This window comes from Burkholderia sp. Bp8992 (assembly GCF_003853705.1).
GTDB lineage: Bacteria > Pseudomonadota > Gammaproteobacteria > Burkholderiales > Burkholderiaceae > Burkholderia.
The window spans coordinates 47,826-62,124 of sequence record NZ_QTQI01000007.1 but is presented as its reverse complement, the minus strand read 5'-3'; the positions used below and the strand labels follow the sequence as shown (position 1 = coordinate 62,124).

Genomic DNA, 14,299 nt, shown 5'->3' with positions numbered 1-14,299 from the left:
CGCGGACCGGAACGGTCCGCAACCGGCGGTGGCGCATGTCGCGCCGCCCGCCGCTCAATGCGAATGGCTCGGCACGTCCGCGCCGCGCGTGCCGACCAGGAAGTCGAGGTCGCACCCCTCATCGGCCTGCAGCACGTGATCGATGTACAGCCGCGCGTAGCCGCCCTTGCCGAGCTGGCCGGCCACGCCCGGCGCCGCGGTCGGATCGACGTCCGACAGGCGGCGCTGCAGCTCTTCATCCGTAATGTCGAGATGCAGCGTGCCGGCCTCGCAGTCGAGTTCGATCCAGTCGCCGTTGCGTACGGCCGCGAGCGGCCCGCCGGCGGCGGCTTCCGGCGCGACGTGCAGCACGACCGTGCCGTACGCGGTGCCGCTCATCCGCGCGTCGGAAATCCGCACCATGTCCTTCACGCCCTGGCGCAGCAGCTTCGGCGGCAGCCCCATGTTGCCGACCTCGGCCATGCCCGGATAACCGCGCGGCCCGCAGTTCTTCAGCACCATCACCGAACTCGCGTCGATGTCGAGCGCTTCGTCGTTGATCGTCGCCTTGTAGTGGTCGAGGTTCTCGAACACCACCGCGCGACCGCGATGCTTGAGCAGTTCGGGGCTCGCTGCCGACGGCTTCAGCACCGCGCCGCGCGGCGCGAGATTGCCGCGCAGGATGCAGATGCCGCCGTCCGCGATCAGCGGCCGGTCGAGCGGGCGGATCACTTCCTCGTCGTAGTTCGGCGCTTCGCGCACGTTGTCCCACAACGACTTTCCGTTCACCGTCAGCGCGTCCGGGTGCGGCAGCAGCCCGCCTTCGCCGAGCCGGCGCAGCACGGCCGGCAGCCCGCCCGCGTAATAGAACTCCTCCATCAGGAAACGCCCCGACGGCATCAGGTCGACGATCGTCGGCGTGTCGCGGCCGATGCGCATCCAGTCTTCCAGTTCGAGCGGCACGCCGATGCGGCCGGCGATCGCCTTCAGGTGGATCACCGCGTTCGTCGAGCCGCCGATCGCCGCATTCGCGCGGATCGCGTTCTCGAATGCCGCGCGCGTCAGGATCTTCGAGAGCACGAGCCCTTCGAGCGCCATCTCGACGATGCGGATGCCCGACATGTGCGCGAGCACGTAGCGGCGCGAATCGACGGCCGGAATCGCCGCGTTGTGCGGCAGCGCGACGCCAAGCGCCTCGGCCATGCACGCCATCGTCGATGCGGTGCCCATCGTGTTGCAGGTGCCGGCCGAGCGCGACATCCCTGCTTCGGCCGACAGGAAGTGATGCACGTCGATCTCGCCGGCCTTCAGCGCTTCATGCAGCTGCCACACGGCCGTGCCGGAGCCGATGTTCTTGCCCTCCAGCTTGCCGTTCAGCATCGGGCCGCCCGACACGACGATCGCCGGCACGTCGCAGCTCGCCGCGCCCATCAGCAGCGCGGGCGTCGTCTTGTCGCAGCCGGCGAGCAGCACGACCGCGTCGATCGGGTTGCCGCGGATCGCTTCCTCGACGTCCATCGACGCGAGGTTGCGCGTGAGCATTGCCGACGGACGCAGGTTCGATTCGCCGTTCGAGAACACCGGGAACTCGACCGGGAACCCGCCCGCCTCGGAGATCCCGCGCTTCACGTGCTCGGCGAGCTTGCGGAAGTGCGCGTTGCACGGCGTCAGTTCGGACCACGTGTTGCAGATGCCGATGATCGGCCGGCCGTCGAACTCGTGATCGGGGATGCCCTGGTTCTTCATCCAGCTCCGGTACATGAAGCCGTTCTTGTCGTTCGTGCCGAACCATTGGGCGGAGCGCAGCCTGGGTTTTGTTGCCGACATCGTCAGTCCTGTGGTGACGGGATACCGGCGCAGTCTAGGCAGAATTTTGATAACTGGCTAATGACGTTTTTGGCGATTACGATATAGATTCCGATATCGATATAAACCCGTACGATGCCCGAAGCCAGTCCGTGGGGAAACCGTGGCCGCCTGAAGACGCGCCAGCTCTTGCTGGTCGTCGCGCTTGCCGACGAAGGCAGCATTCATCGCGCGGCGGCCGCGCTGAACATGACGCAGCCGGCCGCGTCGAAGCTGCTGCGCGAACTCGAGGAATCGATCGGCGCGGTGCTGTTCGAACGCCTGCCGCGCGGGATGCGGCCGACGCTGTACGGCGACGCGCTGATCCGCCACGCGCGTGCGGCGCTCGGCAGCCTCGACCAGGCGCACGAGGAACTGGCCGCGCTGAAGGCCGGCCATCTCGGCCACGTGGCGGTGGGCGCGATCACGTCGCCGGGGCTGCGGCTCGTGCCGCCGGCCGTCGCCGCGGTGAAGGGCACGCACGCGGGCCTGCACGTGTCGGTCGAGATCGACACCAGCAACGTGCTGCTCGAACATCTTGCGCAGGAGAAGATCGACATCGTGCTCGGCCGGCTCTCGGCCGAACACGACAAGCTGCGCCTGCGCTACGAGCCGCTGACCGGCGAGTCGGTCGCCGCCGTCGTGCGGCCCGGCCATCCGCTGCTCGCGCAGGCGCCGCTGTCGCTCGCGGACGTGCAGCGCGCCGCGTGGGTCGTGCCGCCGGCCGGCAGCGTGCTGCGGCACCGCTTCGAGCTCGTGTTCCAGCGCGCGAGCCTCGCGCCGCCGGCGAACCTCGTCGAAACGGCGGCGCTGCTGTTCATCACGCAACTGCTGGAGCAGAGCGACATGATCGCGGTGCTCGCCGAGGACGTCGCGCGCTATTACGCGCGGCACGGGATCGTCACGTTGCTGCCGCTGGAGATGGATTGCCGGATGGACGATTTCGGGATCATCACGCGCACCGACCGGCTGCATTCGCCGGCCGTCGCGATGATGGCCGATGCGATTCGTGCGGCTGCGCGGGAGGTTTATGGGGTCGTGCAGTGACGATGCGGCTGCGGTTTCTTACGCCGCAGCAAACTCGATCACCGGCTCGCAGCGGATCGGAAAATTGACCGAGTTCGCGACATAGCACTTCGCATGCGCATCGTGATGCAGATGCGCCGCCTTTTCGCGATCGTCGCCCGCCTGAATGGTCACGTGCGGGCGCAGCACGATTTCGGTGAAGCGGCCTTCCTGGGCGTTGTCGACCATCGTGCCTTCCGCGTCGTCGACATAGCCGAGCACGCGAATGCCTGCCTCGGCGCACAGGTGCAGATACCAGAGCTTGTGGCACGCCGATGCCGACGCGACCAAAAGGTCCTCGGGGTTCCAGCGCGCGGCATCGCCGCGGAACGCCGCGTCCGACGAACCGGGGATATCCGGCTTCGATCCGGCGCGGATCACATGATCGCGGCCGTACTCGCGATATCCCGACGTGCCGGTGCCGCGATTGCCCGTCCACTCCACTGCGACGCGATACGTGTGTTCACCTGATGCCATCTCGCTCTCCATTGATGTCGGTTGCTTCGACCGTGCCGGATGCCGTTTTGCAGCACCCGCCTGTGTGCCGTCATTGTGGCACTGGATTGCCGTTTGGTATACCATTATTCCAAATTGACGAAACACGCAGGCATGGAAGCCAAACTCGACTCCACGGCGGACGCCGTCGCCGCATCGCTGCGCGACATGATCATCAACGGCGAGCTTTCGGCCGGCGAACGGCTCGTCGAGCGCGACCTGGCCGAGCGGTTCGGCATCAGCCGGATTCCGATGCGCGAGGCGATCCAGCGGCTGGAACGCGAAGGCTTGCTGGATATCTTCAGGAATCGCGGCGCGGTCGTGCGGATGCTGAGTGCGTCCGACGTGCAGGAAATCTACGATTTGCGCGTGCTGCTCGAAGGCGACGCGATCTACCGGAGCGTGAAGCGGCTCGACGACGAAACGCTGGCGCGCGCCGAACTCGTGCATCGCCTGCTCGGCGATGCGACCGTGTCGCGCAGGCAGGGAGAACTGAACCGCGAATTCCACGCGTTGCTTTACTCGTGCTGCGGTAACGCGCGACAGTTGAAGTCGATTGCCGAATTGCGCAGCCAGGTCGAACGTTACGAGCGCCTGCAGACCACGCTGCTCGCCGATACGCCGTCGTTCCAGGTCGAGCACGAAGAGATTCTGCGGGCATGTCGCGAACGCAATGCGCGTGCGGCACGCTCGATGACGATCGCGCATCTCGAGTCGGCGAGAAGCATCGTGATGCGGCTCGTCGAAGGCAGTTGAGCCCGGCTCGCCCGCGTGCCGTTATACCGCGCGCGGCACCGGCCCGGTCGTCCCGCGCACCCTCAGTTTCGGCAACGACGCGACACGCACGCGCGACGCCTCGTCACTCTGGCCGCCCGCCTCGCGCAACGTATTGAGCAGCTCGACCGCAAGGCCGGCCGCTTCGGCGGTCGGGATCGCGACGGTCGTCAGCGTGGGGCGCGTATCGCTGGCGAGGTGAATGTCGGTCATCCCGACGATCGACAGATCATCGGGCACGCGCCTGCCGCGATCGGCCGCCGCATGCAGCGCGCCGATCGCCGGCAGGTCGTTGGTTGCCACCAGCGCGGTCAGCTGCGGATGTGCATCGAGCAGCCACCCCGCCGCGCGCACGCCGCCTTCGATCGAATCGGGCTCGGCCGCGACGATCGACGCATCGAGCCCGGCCTCGCGCATCACGTCGACGAAGCCGTCGTAGCGTGCCGCCTGCACGCCGCTCGCCGACCCGCCGATGATCACACCGATTTTCTCGTGGCCGAGTTCGAGCAGATGCCGCGTCGCGATCCGTCCCGCCTCGCGGAAATCGATCGCCACGCACGGCAATCCGTCGGGCGGCGCCTCGGGCCGCTCCCACAGGCACAGCACGACCGGCACGCCGCGCCGCGCGACGTCGAGCAGATCCGGCAGGTGCAGGTTCGCGTTGGTCACGAGTATCCCCTCGGAAATCGTGCCGGCGATCTGGTCGAGATACGCGCGCCCCTGCAACGGATCTTCGTTCGTATTGCAGACGATCAGGAACTGCCCGTTGCGGCGCACCGCCCGCTCGACCGCCAGCGCGAACTCCGGATAGAACGGGTTCGCGATGCTCGACACCATCAGCGCGACCGTCGGCGCGCGCCCTTCCGCCAGCGCCCGCGCGGCGAGATGCGGCCGGTACCCGAGCGCCTCGATGGCCTCCAGCACGCGCGCACGCGTCGCGTCGCCCACTCGGCCACGGCCGCGCAGCACGTTCGACACCGTCGCGGCCGTCACGCCGGCGCGGCGCGCCACTTCATCCAGTGTTGCCATCGTTTGCTCACTATATGAGACACCGATCCAGTATTTGCTTCGCTCACCGAAGCGGCGCACTATCGTCGCACACCTTGCCGCCCGACCGACGGGCGCGACTCGGCCGCGATCGCATCGCCCCTTTTTTTGATCGCGATGATTAAGCGCTTAATCAAGCTGTACGGCGCATTAAAACATGGAGCGGAGACAATGGCGAGCATCTCGATGCGGCGCGTGCAGAAAGCCTACGGCGAGCACGCGCCGGTCATACGCGACGTCGATCTGGAGATCGGCGCGCACGAGTTCTGCGTGTTCCTCGGGCCGTCCGGATGCGGCAAGTCGACGCTGCTGCGCATGATTGCCGGCCTCGAGGACCTGAGCGCGGGCGAGTTGTCGATCGACGGCCGCCGCGTCGACGACGTGCCGGCCGCCGAGCGCGGCGTCGCGATGGTGTTCCAGAGCTACGCGCTGTTTCCGCACATGACGGTGTACGAGAACATGGCGTTCGGGCTGAAGCTCGCCCGCGTGCCCAAAGCCGAGATCGACCGGAAGGTGCGCGACGCCGCGCGCATCCTGCAGCTCGACGCGCTGCTCGAGCGCAAGCCGAAGGCGCTGTCGGGCGGCCAGCGGCAGCGGGTCGCGATCGGCCGCGCGATCGTGCGCGAGCCCGGCGTGTTCCTCTTCGACGAACCGCTGTCGAATCTCGACGCGGCGCTGCGCGGCCAGACCCGCGTCGAAATCGCGAAGCTGCACCGGCAGTTCGAACGCGCGAGCGTCGTCTACGTGACGCACGACCAGACCGAGGCGATGACGCTCGCCGACAAGATCGTGCTGCTGCACGCCGGCGCGGACACCGCGCAACACGGCAGCATCGCGCAGGTCGGTGCGCCGCTCGACCTCTACCACCACCCGGCCAGCCGCTTCGTCGCGGGCTTCATCGGCTCGCCGCGGATGAATTTCCTGCCGGCCGTCGTCACCGCGTGCGACGCACGTCGCACGACGGTCACGCTCGTGCCGTCCGGCGAAACCTTCACACTGCCGCGCGACGGCTCTGCGCTCGGTGCCGGCGCCGCCGTGACGCTCGGCATTCGCCCCGAACACCTGACGCTCGGCGCCGCGCTCGACGCCACGACGCTCGCGCGCGACGTCGCGCTCGTCGAACGCCTCGGCGAACAGACCTACGTGCACCTCGACACGCCCGGCGGCGCACCGCTGATCGCGAAGGTGCCCGGCGACGCGCAGGTGCGCACCGGCGAGCGTGTCCGTGTGCACGCGCCGGCCGCGGCCTGCCATCTCTTCACCGAAGACGGCCGCGCGGTGCCCGCGTGCGCCGACCTCCACGTCCACCACTACGCATAAGGATCGGCATGCGCCTCGGAGTCTGCTACTACCCGGAACACTGGCCGGAATCGATGTGGGCCGATGACGCCCGCCGGATGAAAGCGCTCGGCATCGAGCAGGTGCGGATCGCCGAATTCGCGTGGAGCCGCATCGAGCCGTCGCCGGGCGAATACGACTGGGGCTGGCTCGACCGTGCGGTCGACGTGCTCGGCGCGGCCGGCCTCGAGATCGTGATGTGCACGCCGACCGCGACGCCGCCGAAATGGCTGGTCGACCGCCATCCCGACATCCTCGCGATCGGCGCGGACGGCCGGCCGCGTGCGTTCGGCTCGCGCCGCCACTACGACTTCTCGTCGCCGACCTATCTCGAAGCGTCGCGGCAGATCTGCACGGCGGTCGCCGAACGCTACGGCCGCCACCCGGCCGTGCGGTACTGGCAGACCGACAACGAACTCGGCTGCCACCAGACGGTCGTCAGCTACTCGCCGGCCGCGCTCGTACGCTTCCGTGCGTGGCTGAAGGCGCGCTACGGCACGATCGACGCGCTGAACCGCGCGTGGGGCACCGTGTTCTGGAGCATGGAATATCGCCACTTCGACGAAGTCGACGCACCCATCGGCACCGTGACCGAAGCCCATCCGTCGCATCGCCTCGACTACCGGCGCTTCGCGTCCGACGAGGTCGCGCGCTATCACCGGATGCAGGTCGACGTGATCCGCGCGCATTCGCCGGGCCGGCCCGTCGCGCACAACTTCATGCAGCTGTTCACCGAGTTCGATCACTACGAGGTCGCGCGCGACCTCGACATCGCGACGTGGGACAGCTACCCGCTCGGTGCGCTCGAGGAGCAATGGTTCGCGCCCGACGTGAAGGCGCGCTGGCTGCGCACCGGCCATCCCGATTTCGCGTCGTTCAATCACGACCTGTATCGCGGCATGTCGAAGCTGCCGTTCTGGGTGATGGAGCAGCAGCCGGGGCCCGTTAACTGGGCGCAGTGGAACCCCGCGCCGCTGCCGGGCATGGTGCGCCTGTGGAGCTGGGAAGCGTTCGCGCACGGCGCCGGCTGCGTGTCGTACTTCCGCTGGCGGCAGGCGCCGTTCGCGCAGGAGCAGATGCATGCGGGCCTGAACACGCCCGACAACCGGCTCGACGAAGGCGGGCGCGAAGCGCAGCGGGTCGCCCAGGAGATCGCCGCCGTGCTCGACGCCGGCGCGGATGCCGACGCGAACGGTACGGTGCGTGCCCCCGTCGCGCTCGTGTTCGACTACGAGGCGAAGTGGCTGCTCGAAGTGCAGCCGCAGGGCGCCGATTTCCACTACCCGCGCTTCGCATTCGAGTACTACTCGGCGCTGCGCTCGCTCGGCCTCGACGTCGACATTGTGTCGGCCCACGCGCCGCTCGACGGCTACCGTCTCGTCGTCGTCCCGCCGCTGCCCGTCGTCCCGGACGATTTCGCGGCACGGCTCGCCGCATCGGGCGCGCATGCGGTGTTCGGGCCGCGCACCGGCTCGAAGACCGTCGACCTGCAGATTCCGCCGACGCTGCCGCCCGGCCCGCTCGCATCGAGCCTGCCGGTGCGCGTGTGGCGCGTCGAGTCGCTGCGGCCGAACGTGACCGAGCGGATCGACGGCACGCTGCGCGACGGTTCGCCGCTCGCGGGCCACGCGCGTCACTGGCGCGACTTCGTCGAGCTGCACGACGACACGCGCAGCGTCGTGCACGCACGCTTCGCCGATGGTCATCCGGCCTGCGTGTCGCATGGCGCGCTGCACTACTGGGCCGCGCTGTTCGACGAGACGACCACCGTGAAGCTGCTCGCCGATGTCGCGGCCGAAGCGGGCCTCGCGCCGACGCCGCTTGGCGACGGCGTGCGCGTGAGCCGGCGCGGCGGCCTGACCTACGTTTTCAACTACGGCAACGCGCCGCACACGATCGATGCGGTACCGCCGTCGGCGTTCGTGCTCGGCGCCGCGCAAGTCGGCCCGCAGGACGTGGCCGTGTATCGAAGCCGTTCGTAGCCCCCCGCCACCGGCGCCACGCCGCGCCGGTCACGCACAACGACACCCAGGACTGGAGACACGCATGACACATCGCCCCCTTCGCGCCGCCGCACGGCTCGCCACGGCCGCCGCCGTCGCCTTCGCGTCGCTCGGCATGACCGCGCCCGCCGATGCCGGCACGCTGACGATCAACATCGCGTTCAAGGGCGCGAGCCAGCGCGCGGTCTGGCAATCGACGATCGAAGCGTTCCACAAGGCGCACCCCGACATCGACGTGAAGCCTACTTTCGTCGACGAGGAAGCGTACAAGGTGCAGCTCCCCGCGTGGCTCACGACCGTCGCGCCGGACGTCGTGAACTGGCACGCGGGCGAGCGGATGGCGTACTACGCGAAGCGCGGGCTGTTCGAGGACTTGAGCGGCGACTGGACGAAGAACGGCTGGGACGCGATGTATGCGTCGACGCGCAGCGCGTCGTCGTACAACGGCAAGCAGTACGCGGCGCCGACCGTCTACTACTCGTGGGGGCTGTTCTACCGCAAGGACTTGTTCCGCAAGGTCGGCATCGCCGACGAGCCGAAGACCTGGGACCAGTTTCTCGACGCGTGCAAGAAGCTGAAGGCGGCCGGCATCACGCCGGTCGCGATCGGCGGCCGCGACGCATGGACGCTCGCCGGCTGGTTCGACTATCTCGACCTGCGCCTGAACGGCAACGCGTTCCACCAGCAGCTGATGGCCGGCGACGTGCCGTACACCGACCCGCGCGTGAAGAAGGTCTACACGACGTGGAAGTCGCTGATCGATGCCGGCTACTTCATCGACAACGCGCTGTCCTACGATCTCGACGGCGCGCAGCCGTTCCTGTTCCAGGGCAAGGCCGCGATGATGCTGATGGGCACCTTCATCGCGGCCGGTTTCCCGCCGAACGTGAAGCCGGAAATGGGCTACTACCGCTTCCCGATCATCGACCCGAAGGTGCCGACCGCCGAGGACGGCCCGGTCGAATCGCTGCACATCCCGACGAAGGCGAAGAACAAGGCCGACGCGCACACGTTCCTCGCGTTCGTCGAAACGCCCGAGATGGGCGCGAAGCTCGCGGAAGGCCTCGGCTCGCTGTCGGCCAACAGCAAGTCGCCCGAACCGGCCGATCCGATCTCGCGCATCGGTTTCCGGATCCTCGCCGACACGAAGGGCGGCGTCGCGCAGTTCTACGACCGCGACATGACGAAGGAAATGGCCGACGAGGGGATGAAGGGCATGCAGCAGTTCCTCGCGAATCCCGCGCAGCTCGATACGGTGCTCGCGCAACTCGAACAGACCCGCAAGCGGATCTACAAGAAGTGACCGCGTGACCCAACCGGCGGCCGCGTGCCGCCGTGTCCGTTCAGGAGGCTTGCCGTGTCCAGTCCGATCACGTCCACCCCGCCCGCCGGCACCGCGCCGCCGCGCGGGACATCCGCCACCACGTTGCCCGCGCGCCGCCCGTCGCCTGCCGTGCGGCGGCAACGGCGCGCCGCGTGGCTGTTTCTCGCGCCGGCCTGCGCAATGGTTGCCGTCTATGTGATCTGGCCGATCCTGTCGACGCTGTGGCTGAGCCTGTACAACTGGGACGGGATGACCGAGCGCACCTTCGTCGGCTTCGCGAACTATGCCGAACTGCTGCAGGCGCCGACGTTCTACACGGCGCTGCGCAACAACGTGATCTGGCTCGCGCTCTTCATGCTCGCGCCGCCGCTCGGCCTTGCGCTCGCGCTGTACCTGAACCAGGCGGTCGGCGGCATCCGGCTCGTGAAATCGCTGTTCTTCGCGCCGTTCGTGCTGTCCGGCGTGGTCGTCGGCCTGATCTTCTCGTGGTTCTACGATCCGACCTTCGGGCTGCTCGCGCTGCTCGCGGGGCACGGCATCCCGGTGCTCGGCGACGCGCGCTATGCAACGCTCGGCGTCGTGTTCGCCGCGCTGTGGCCGCAGACGGCGTACTGCATGATCCTGTACCTGACCGGCCTCACGTCGGTCAACCCGGAACAGATCGAAGCCGCGCGAATGGAAGGCGCGCGCGGCTTCGCGCTGCTGTGGCACGTCGTGCTGCCGCAACTGCGGCCGACCACGTTCATGGCGATCGTCGTCACGGTGATCGGCGCGCTGCGCAGCTTCGACCTGATCTCGGTGATGACGAGCGGCGGCCCGTTCGAGAGTTCGACCGTGCTCGCGTATTACATGTACGACCAGGCGATCAAGTACTACCGGCTCGGCTATTCCGCGTCGATCGCGGTCGTGCTGTTCGCGATCATGCTCGTCTACATCGTGTTCCAGTTGCGCCGCATGCTGCGCAACGAACAGTGACCTTTCGGGAGTTCATTCACCATGTTTCCGACACCCGTTGCCCACTGGAAACCGGTATCGCGCCGGCTGTACAAGCTGTCGCTGCCCGTCGCGCTGCTGATCTGGCTGCTGCCGATGATCGCGGTGTTCGTCACGTCGGTGCGCTCGACCGAAGAACTCGTCGAAGGCCACTACTGGGGCTGGCCGCGGCATTTCTCGATGATCGAGAACTATCGCGATGCGCTCACCACGTCGCCGATGCTGCATTACTTCTGGAACAGCGTGCAGATCACGGTGCCGTCCGTGATCGGCTCGATCGCGCTCGCGTCGATGGCCGGCTTCGCGCTCGCGACCTACCGGTTTCGCGGCAATGTCGCGCTGTTCGGCACGTTCGTCGCCGGCAACTTCGTGCCCGTGCAGGTGCTGATGATTCCGGTGCGCGATCTGTCCTTGAGGCTCGGCGTGTTCAATACCGTCGAAGCGCTGATCCTGTTTCATGTCGCGTTTCAGACGGGGTTCTGCACACTGTTCCTGCGCAACTTCATCAAGCAGCTGCCGTTCGAGCTGATCGAGGCCGCGCGTATCGAAGGCGCCGGCGAATGGACGGTGTTCTGGCGGATCGTGCTGCCGTTGATCCGGCCTGCATTGGCTGCGCTGGCGATCCTGGTGTTCACGTTCGTGTGGAACGATTACTTCTGGGCGCTGTGTCTCACGCAAGGCGATGAGGCCGCACCTATCACGGCGGGTGTCGCGGCGCTGAAGGGGCAATGGACGACGTCGTGGAATCTCGTATCGGCCGGCTCGATTCTCGCCGCGCTGCCGTCGGTCGCGATGTTCTTCGCGATGCAGAAGCATTTCGTCGCAGGGCTCACGTTCGGCGCGACGAAAGGCTGAACGCGCACGGCCGGCGTTTTCGTATCTCCCCCTCCGCATCGTGAGGTTGCCCGCCTTGGCGGGCTTTTTTCATTTCGGATCAGGGTTAGCGTTTGCCACGGCCACCAGCGGGTTTCCCCGCCGGCTTGCCTGTCCCCGAACCCGCCTTGCCAGCAGGCTTACTGCGCGGCTTCTGCACGCTGAACGGGCTACCGATCGTGTAATCCACTCCGTTACCGGCCGGCTTCTCGTGCGGCGCGGCGGGCTTGCGCTTGCCTTCCCCGCCTTGCGTTTGCGGGCGCGCCTTCTTGCCCGGCGCTTGCTTGGCAACCGGCGCCGCTTGCTGCACCTTCGGCTTCTTCGGCTTTTTCGGCTTCTTGATGATCTGCCCCGTCGCGCTCGTTTCCGGCACACGGTGTTCGGCTTCGAAGCCCGGCTCTTCTTCACGCCGCAGCGTCTGCCGGATCAACGCCTCGATCGCGGCCAGCTGCGGTGCCTCGTCGGCGCACACGAGCGACACCGCCACCCCGCTGGCGCCCGCTCGGCCGGTACGGCCGATACGGTGCACGTAATCCTGCGCGACGATCGGCAGATCGACGTTGATCACCAGCGGCAGATCGTCGATATCGAGTCCGCGCGCCGCCACATCGGTGGCGACCAGCATCTGGACCTCGCGTGCCTTGAAGCGCTCCAGCGCACGCAGGCGCGCGGGTTGCGGCTTGTCGCCGTGGATGGTGTCGACCGCATAGCCCGCTTCATCCAGCATGGCCGCCAGGTAATCCACGCCGTTGCGGGTCTTGACGAACACCAGCGCGTGCTCCCAGTTGTTCTCGGCCACCAGGTGCATGAACAGGTCGGGCTTGTTCCGCTTGTCGACCGTCACCACCCACTGCTTGATCTTGCTGGCTGTGGCATTGGGTGCGCTGACGCTGATATCGACCGGATTGCGCAGGATGTTCGCTGCCATCGCGCGGATATCGTCGGTAAACGTCGCGGAGAACAGCAGCGTCTGGCGCCGAGCCGGCAACGCGGCGAAGACGGCGTCGAGTTCGCGCGCAAAGCCGAGGTCCAGCATGCGGTCGGCTTCATCGAGCACCAGCGTCTGCACCTGATCGAACTGCACCGCGTTCTGGCGATTGAGGTCGAGCAGACGGCCCGGTGTGGCAACGAGCACATCGACGCCCTTGCGCAGCTTCATCATCTGCGGGTTGATGCTCACGCCGCCGTAGGCGGCCAGGAAACGCAGATCGAGGCCCTTGCCGTACTCGACGAAGCTTTGCAGCACCTGCTCGGCCAGCTCACGCGTGGGCACCAGCACCAGCACGCGCGCGCGGTTGCTCGACACCGCCGGGCCGTGTTGCACGAGCCGTTGCAGCAGCGGCAGCGCAAAACCGGCCGTCTTGCCCGTGCCGGTCTGCGCCGCGGCCATGACGTCCTTGCCGCCGAGCACGGCGGGAATCGCCTTGGCCTGCACCGGCGTAGGTGTCTGGTAATTGAGGCCCTGCAGGTTACGCAGCAGCGGCTCGATCAGGCCAAGCGAGGCAAAGGACATGGACGTATTCCGGGCTAAAACCGCAATTCTAGCGGTTACGGCGCGGGTTGCGACCCGTGCGCCCCGCCGCGCAGCCACGCCGGCTCGAGTCCACCCTTCGAGCCGCAACGTCGAGCGCACGAGCCGCTGTTCCTCCCGCTCGATCTCGCGCAGATACGCGACGCACTGGCGGACAGGTTCGCTCGCGGCCTTGCGCCTGGTCGGGCAACCGCCCCGTGACCGCGTTGTAGCGCCGCGCATGCTGGCGATCGATCTGCTTCTTCAGCGGCTCGCGGTGATAGAGGTTGTTCACCGACGCGAACACCGAACTGAGCAGCAGGCCGGTCAGCGATTGCAGCGTCCCGACGCGGCCCGGATTTGATCCGACGAATGCCGCCGACGGCCATCGATGCCGCGACCGGGCCGGCACGTATTCGCTGACGCAGCCCGCAGCCCGAACTCGCGACGACACTGCGCGACAACAAACTCGATGCGCTCGAAGCCGCGCGGCCGGACCTGATTGTCACGGCGAACGTCGGCTGCCAGACTCACCTGAACGGCGCGGGCCGCACGCCCGTGCGCCACTGGATCGAGCTCGTCGACAACCGACTCGTCAACTGACCTGATTCCGGAGGATCTCCATGCAGACGAAACCCGAACTCGAACTGGCCGATGCCGACCGCATGCTCGCCGCCGCCCGCGCGGAAGCGGAGCGCCACGGCTGGGCCGTGTCGATCGCCGTCGTCGACGACGGCGGCCACCTGCTCGCGTTCGCGCGGCTGGACGGCGCGTCGCCGGCCAGCAGCGCCATCGCGCAGGACAAGGCGCGCGCGGCGGCGCTCGGACGTCGCGAGACGAAGGCGTATGAGGATATGATCAACGGTGGCCGCACCGCGTTTCTCAGCGCGCCGCTGACGGGGTTGCTCGAAGGCGGCGTGCCGGTCACGGTCGGCGGCCGGATCGCAGGCGCGATCGGTGTGTCTGGCGTAAAGTCCGAACAGGACGCGCAGATCGCCCGCGCCGGTACACAAAGCGTCGTGGCATAGCCAGCCAACGTGCGCGCGTTTTTCA

12 protein-coding genes and 2 pseudogenes are annotated in these 14,299 nt (G+C 67.6%); 9 read left to right on the top strand and 5 right to left on the bottom strand.

The window, feature by feature from the left end:
• Positions 1–54: 54 nt before the first annotated feature.
• Positions 55–1,806 carry an IlvD/Edd family dehydratase gene (locus tag DIE03_RS12870; protein WP_124450757.1) on the bottom strand — a complete coding sequence of 584 codons (1,752 nt, stop codon included), beginning with the start codon at positions 1,804–1,806 and terminating at the stop codon, positions 55–57.
• Positions 1,807–1,920: 114 nt separating this feature from the next.
• Here DIE03_RS12870 and DIE03_RS12865 point away from each other — a divergent pair, with 114 nt between their 5' ends.
• Positions 1,921–2,871 (top strand): LysR substrate-binding domain-containing protein, encoded by a 951-nt coding sequence (locus tag DIE03_RS12865; RefSeq protein WP_124450755.1) that lies wholly within the window; start codon positions 1,921–1,923, stop codon positions 2,869–2,871.
• Between the two features lie 18 nt (positions 2,872–2,889).
• On the opposite strand, the gene DIE03_RS12860 is transcribed toward DIE03_RS12865, so the two are convergent.
• The gene (locus DIE03_RS12860) at positions 2,890–3,366 is read right to left on the bottom strand and encodes an OsmC family protein (protein WP_124450753.1); all 477 of its coding nucleotides are present in this window, start codon (positions 3,364–3,366) and stop codon (positions 2,890–2,892) included.
• A gap of 132 nt (positions 3,367–3,498) precedes the next feature.
• Between DIE03_RS12860 and DIE03_RS12855 the strand changes: the two genes are divergently transcribed.
• The gene (locus DIE03_RS12855) at positions 3,499–4,140 is read left to right on the top strand and encodes a GntR family transcriptional regulator (protein WP_124450751.1); all 642 of its coding nucleotides are present in this window, start codon (positions 3,499–3,501) and stop codon (positions 4,138–4,140) included.
• A 21-nt stretch (positions 4,141–4,161) separates the two neighbouring features.
• On the opposite strand, the gene DIE03_RS12850 is transcribed toward DIE03_RS12855, so the two are convergent.
• Positions 4,162–5,187, bottom strand: a complete 1,026-nt coding sequence (locus tag DIE03_RS12850; RefSeq protein ID WP_124450749.1) for a LacI family DNA-binding transcriptional regulator — start codon at positions 5,185–5,187, stop codon at positions 4,162–4,164.
• A 189-nt stretch (positions 5,188–5,376) separates the two neighbouring features.
• Between DIE03_RS12850 and DIE03_RS12845 the strand changes: the two genes are divergently transcribed.
• The 5 genes from DIE03_RS12845 (at position 5,377) to DIE03_RS12825 (ending at position 11,718) form a co-directional block, all read left to right on the top strand.
• Entirely contained in the window at positions 5,377–6,525 is a 1,149-nt protein-coding gene (locus tag DIE03_RS12845) for an ABC transporter ATP-binding protein (protein WP_124450747.1), read from the top strand.
• 8 nt (positions 6,526–6,533) lie between these two features.
• Positions 6,534–8,525, top strand: coding sequence for a beta-galactosidase (locus DIE03_RS12840; protein WP_124450745.1), 1,992 nt, complete (start codon positions 6,534–6,536; stop codon positions 8,523–8,525).
• Between the two features lie 64 nt (positions 8,526–8,589).
• A complete protein-coding gene (locus DIE03_RS12835) occupies positions 8,590–9,849 on the top strand; it encodes an ABC transporter substrate-binding protein (RefSeq protein WP_124450743.1) in 1,260 nt (419 codons plus the stop codon).
• A gap of 54 nt (positions 9,850–9,903) precedes the next feature.
• Complete coding sequence (locus DIE03_RS12830) at positions 9,904–10,845, top strand: carbohydrate ABC transporter permease (protein WP_124450741.1); 942 nt, start codon at positions 9,904–9,906, stop codon at positions 10,843–10,845.
• 21 nt (positions 10,846–10,866) lie between these two features.
• Positions 10,867–11,718, top strand: a complete 852-nt coding sequence (locus DIE03_RS12825) for a carbohydrate ABC transporter permease (RefSeq protein WP_124450739.1) — start codon at positions 10,867–10,869, stop codon at positions 11,716–11,718.
• Positions 11,719–11,803: 85 nt separating this feature from the next.
• Here DIE03_RS12825 and DIE03_RS12820 read toward each other — a convergent pair whose 3' ends face one another.
• Both DIE03_RS12820 and DIE03_RS38720 read right to left on the bottom strand, forming a co-directional pair.
• Positions 11,804–13,249: a DEAD/DEAH box helicase gene (locus tag DIE03_RS12820; protein ID WP_124451128.1), complete on the bottom strand. Its 1,446-nt coding sequence runs from the start codon at positions 13,247–13,249 to the stop codon at positions 11,804–11,806.
• Between the two features lie 87 nt (positions 13,250–13,336).
• Positions 13,337–13,607, bottom strand: a pseudogene (locus tag DIE03_RS38720) (transcriptional regulator GlcC); the annotation flags it as partial.
• On the opposite strand from DIE03_RS38720, the pseudogene DIE03_RS38715 reads away from it, so the two are divergent.
• A pseudogene (locus DIE03_RS38715) lies at positions 13,585–13,849 on the top strand (heterodisulfide reductase-related iron-sulfur binding cluster); the annotation flags it as partial. The pseudogenes DIE03_RS38720 and DIE03_RS38715 sit on opposite strands and share 23 nt — an antisense overlap.
• A gap of 20 nt (positions 13,850–13,869) precedes the next feature.
• Complete coding sequence (locus DIE03_RS12805) at positions 13,870–14,274, top strand: heme-binding protein (RefSeq protein ID WP_124450737.1); 405 nt, start codon at positions 13,870–13,872, stop codon at positions 14,272–14,274.
• Positions 14,275–14,299 lie beyond the last annotated feature (25 nt).

What these genes read in the sequence shown, in the direction of transcription:
- DIE03_RS12820 (WP_124451128.1), bottom strand. Translation starts at nt 13,249, where the DNA reads ATGTCCTTTGCCTCGCTTGGCCTGATCGAGCCGCTGCTGCGTAACCTG.
- DIE03_RS12870 (WP_124450757.1), bottom strand. Translation starts at nt 1,806, where the DNA reads ATGTCGGCAACAAAACCCAGGCTGCGCTCCGCCCAATGGTTCGGCACG.
- DIE03_RS12845 (WP_124450747.1), top strand. Translation starts at nt 5,377, where the DNA reads ATGGCGAGCATCTCGATGCGGCGCGTGCAGAAAGCCTACGGCGAGCAC.
- DIE03_RS12835 (WP_124450743.1), top strand. Translation starts at nt 8,590, where the DNA reads ATGACACATCGCCCCCTTCGCGCCGCCGCACGGCTCGCCACGGCCGCC.
- DIE03_RS12865 (WP_124450755.1), top strand. Translation starts at nt 1,921, where the DNA reads ATGCCCGAAGCCAGTCCGTGGGGAAACCGTGGCCGCCTGAAGACGCGC.
- DIE03_RS12855 (WP_124450751.1), top strand. Translation starts at nt 3,499, where the DNA reads ATGGAAGCCAAACTCGACTCCACGGCGGACGCCGTCGCCGCATCGCTG.
- DIE03_RS12840 (WP_124450745.1), top strand. Translation starts at nt 6,534, where the DNA reads ATGCGCCTCGGAGTCTGCTACTACCCGGAACACTGGCCGGAATCGATG.
- DIE03_RS12805 (WP_124450737.1), top strand. Translation starts at nt 13,870, where the DNA reads ATGCAGACGAAACCCGAACTCGAACTGGCCGATGCCGACCGCATGCTC.
- DIE03_RS12860 (WP_124450753.1), bottom strand. Translation starts at nt 3,366, where the DNA reads ATGGCATCAGGTGAACACACGTATCGCGTCGCAGTGGAGTGGACGGGC.
- DIE03_RS12825 (WP_124450739.1), top strand. Translation starts at nt 10,867, where the DNA reads ATGTTTCCGACACCCGTTGCCCACTGGAAACCGGTATCGCGCCGGCTG.
- DIE03_RS12850 (WP_124450749.1), bottom strand. Translation starts at nt 5,187, where the DNA reads ATGGCAACACTGGATGAAGTGGCGCGCCGCGCCGGCGTGACGGCCGCG.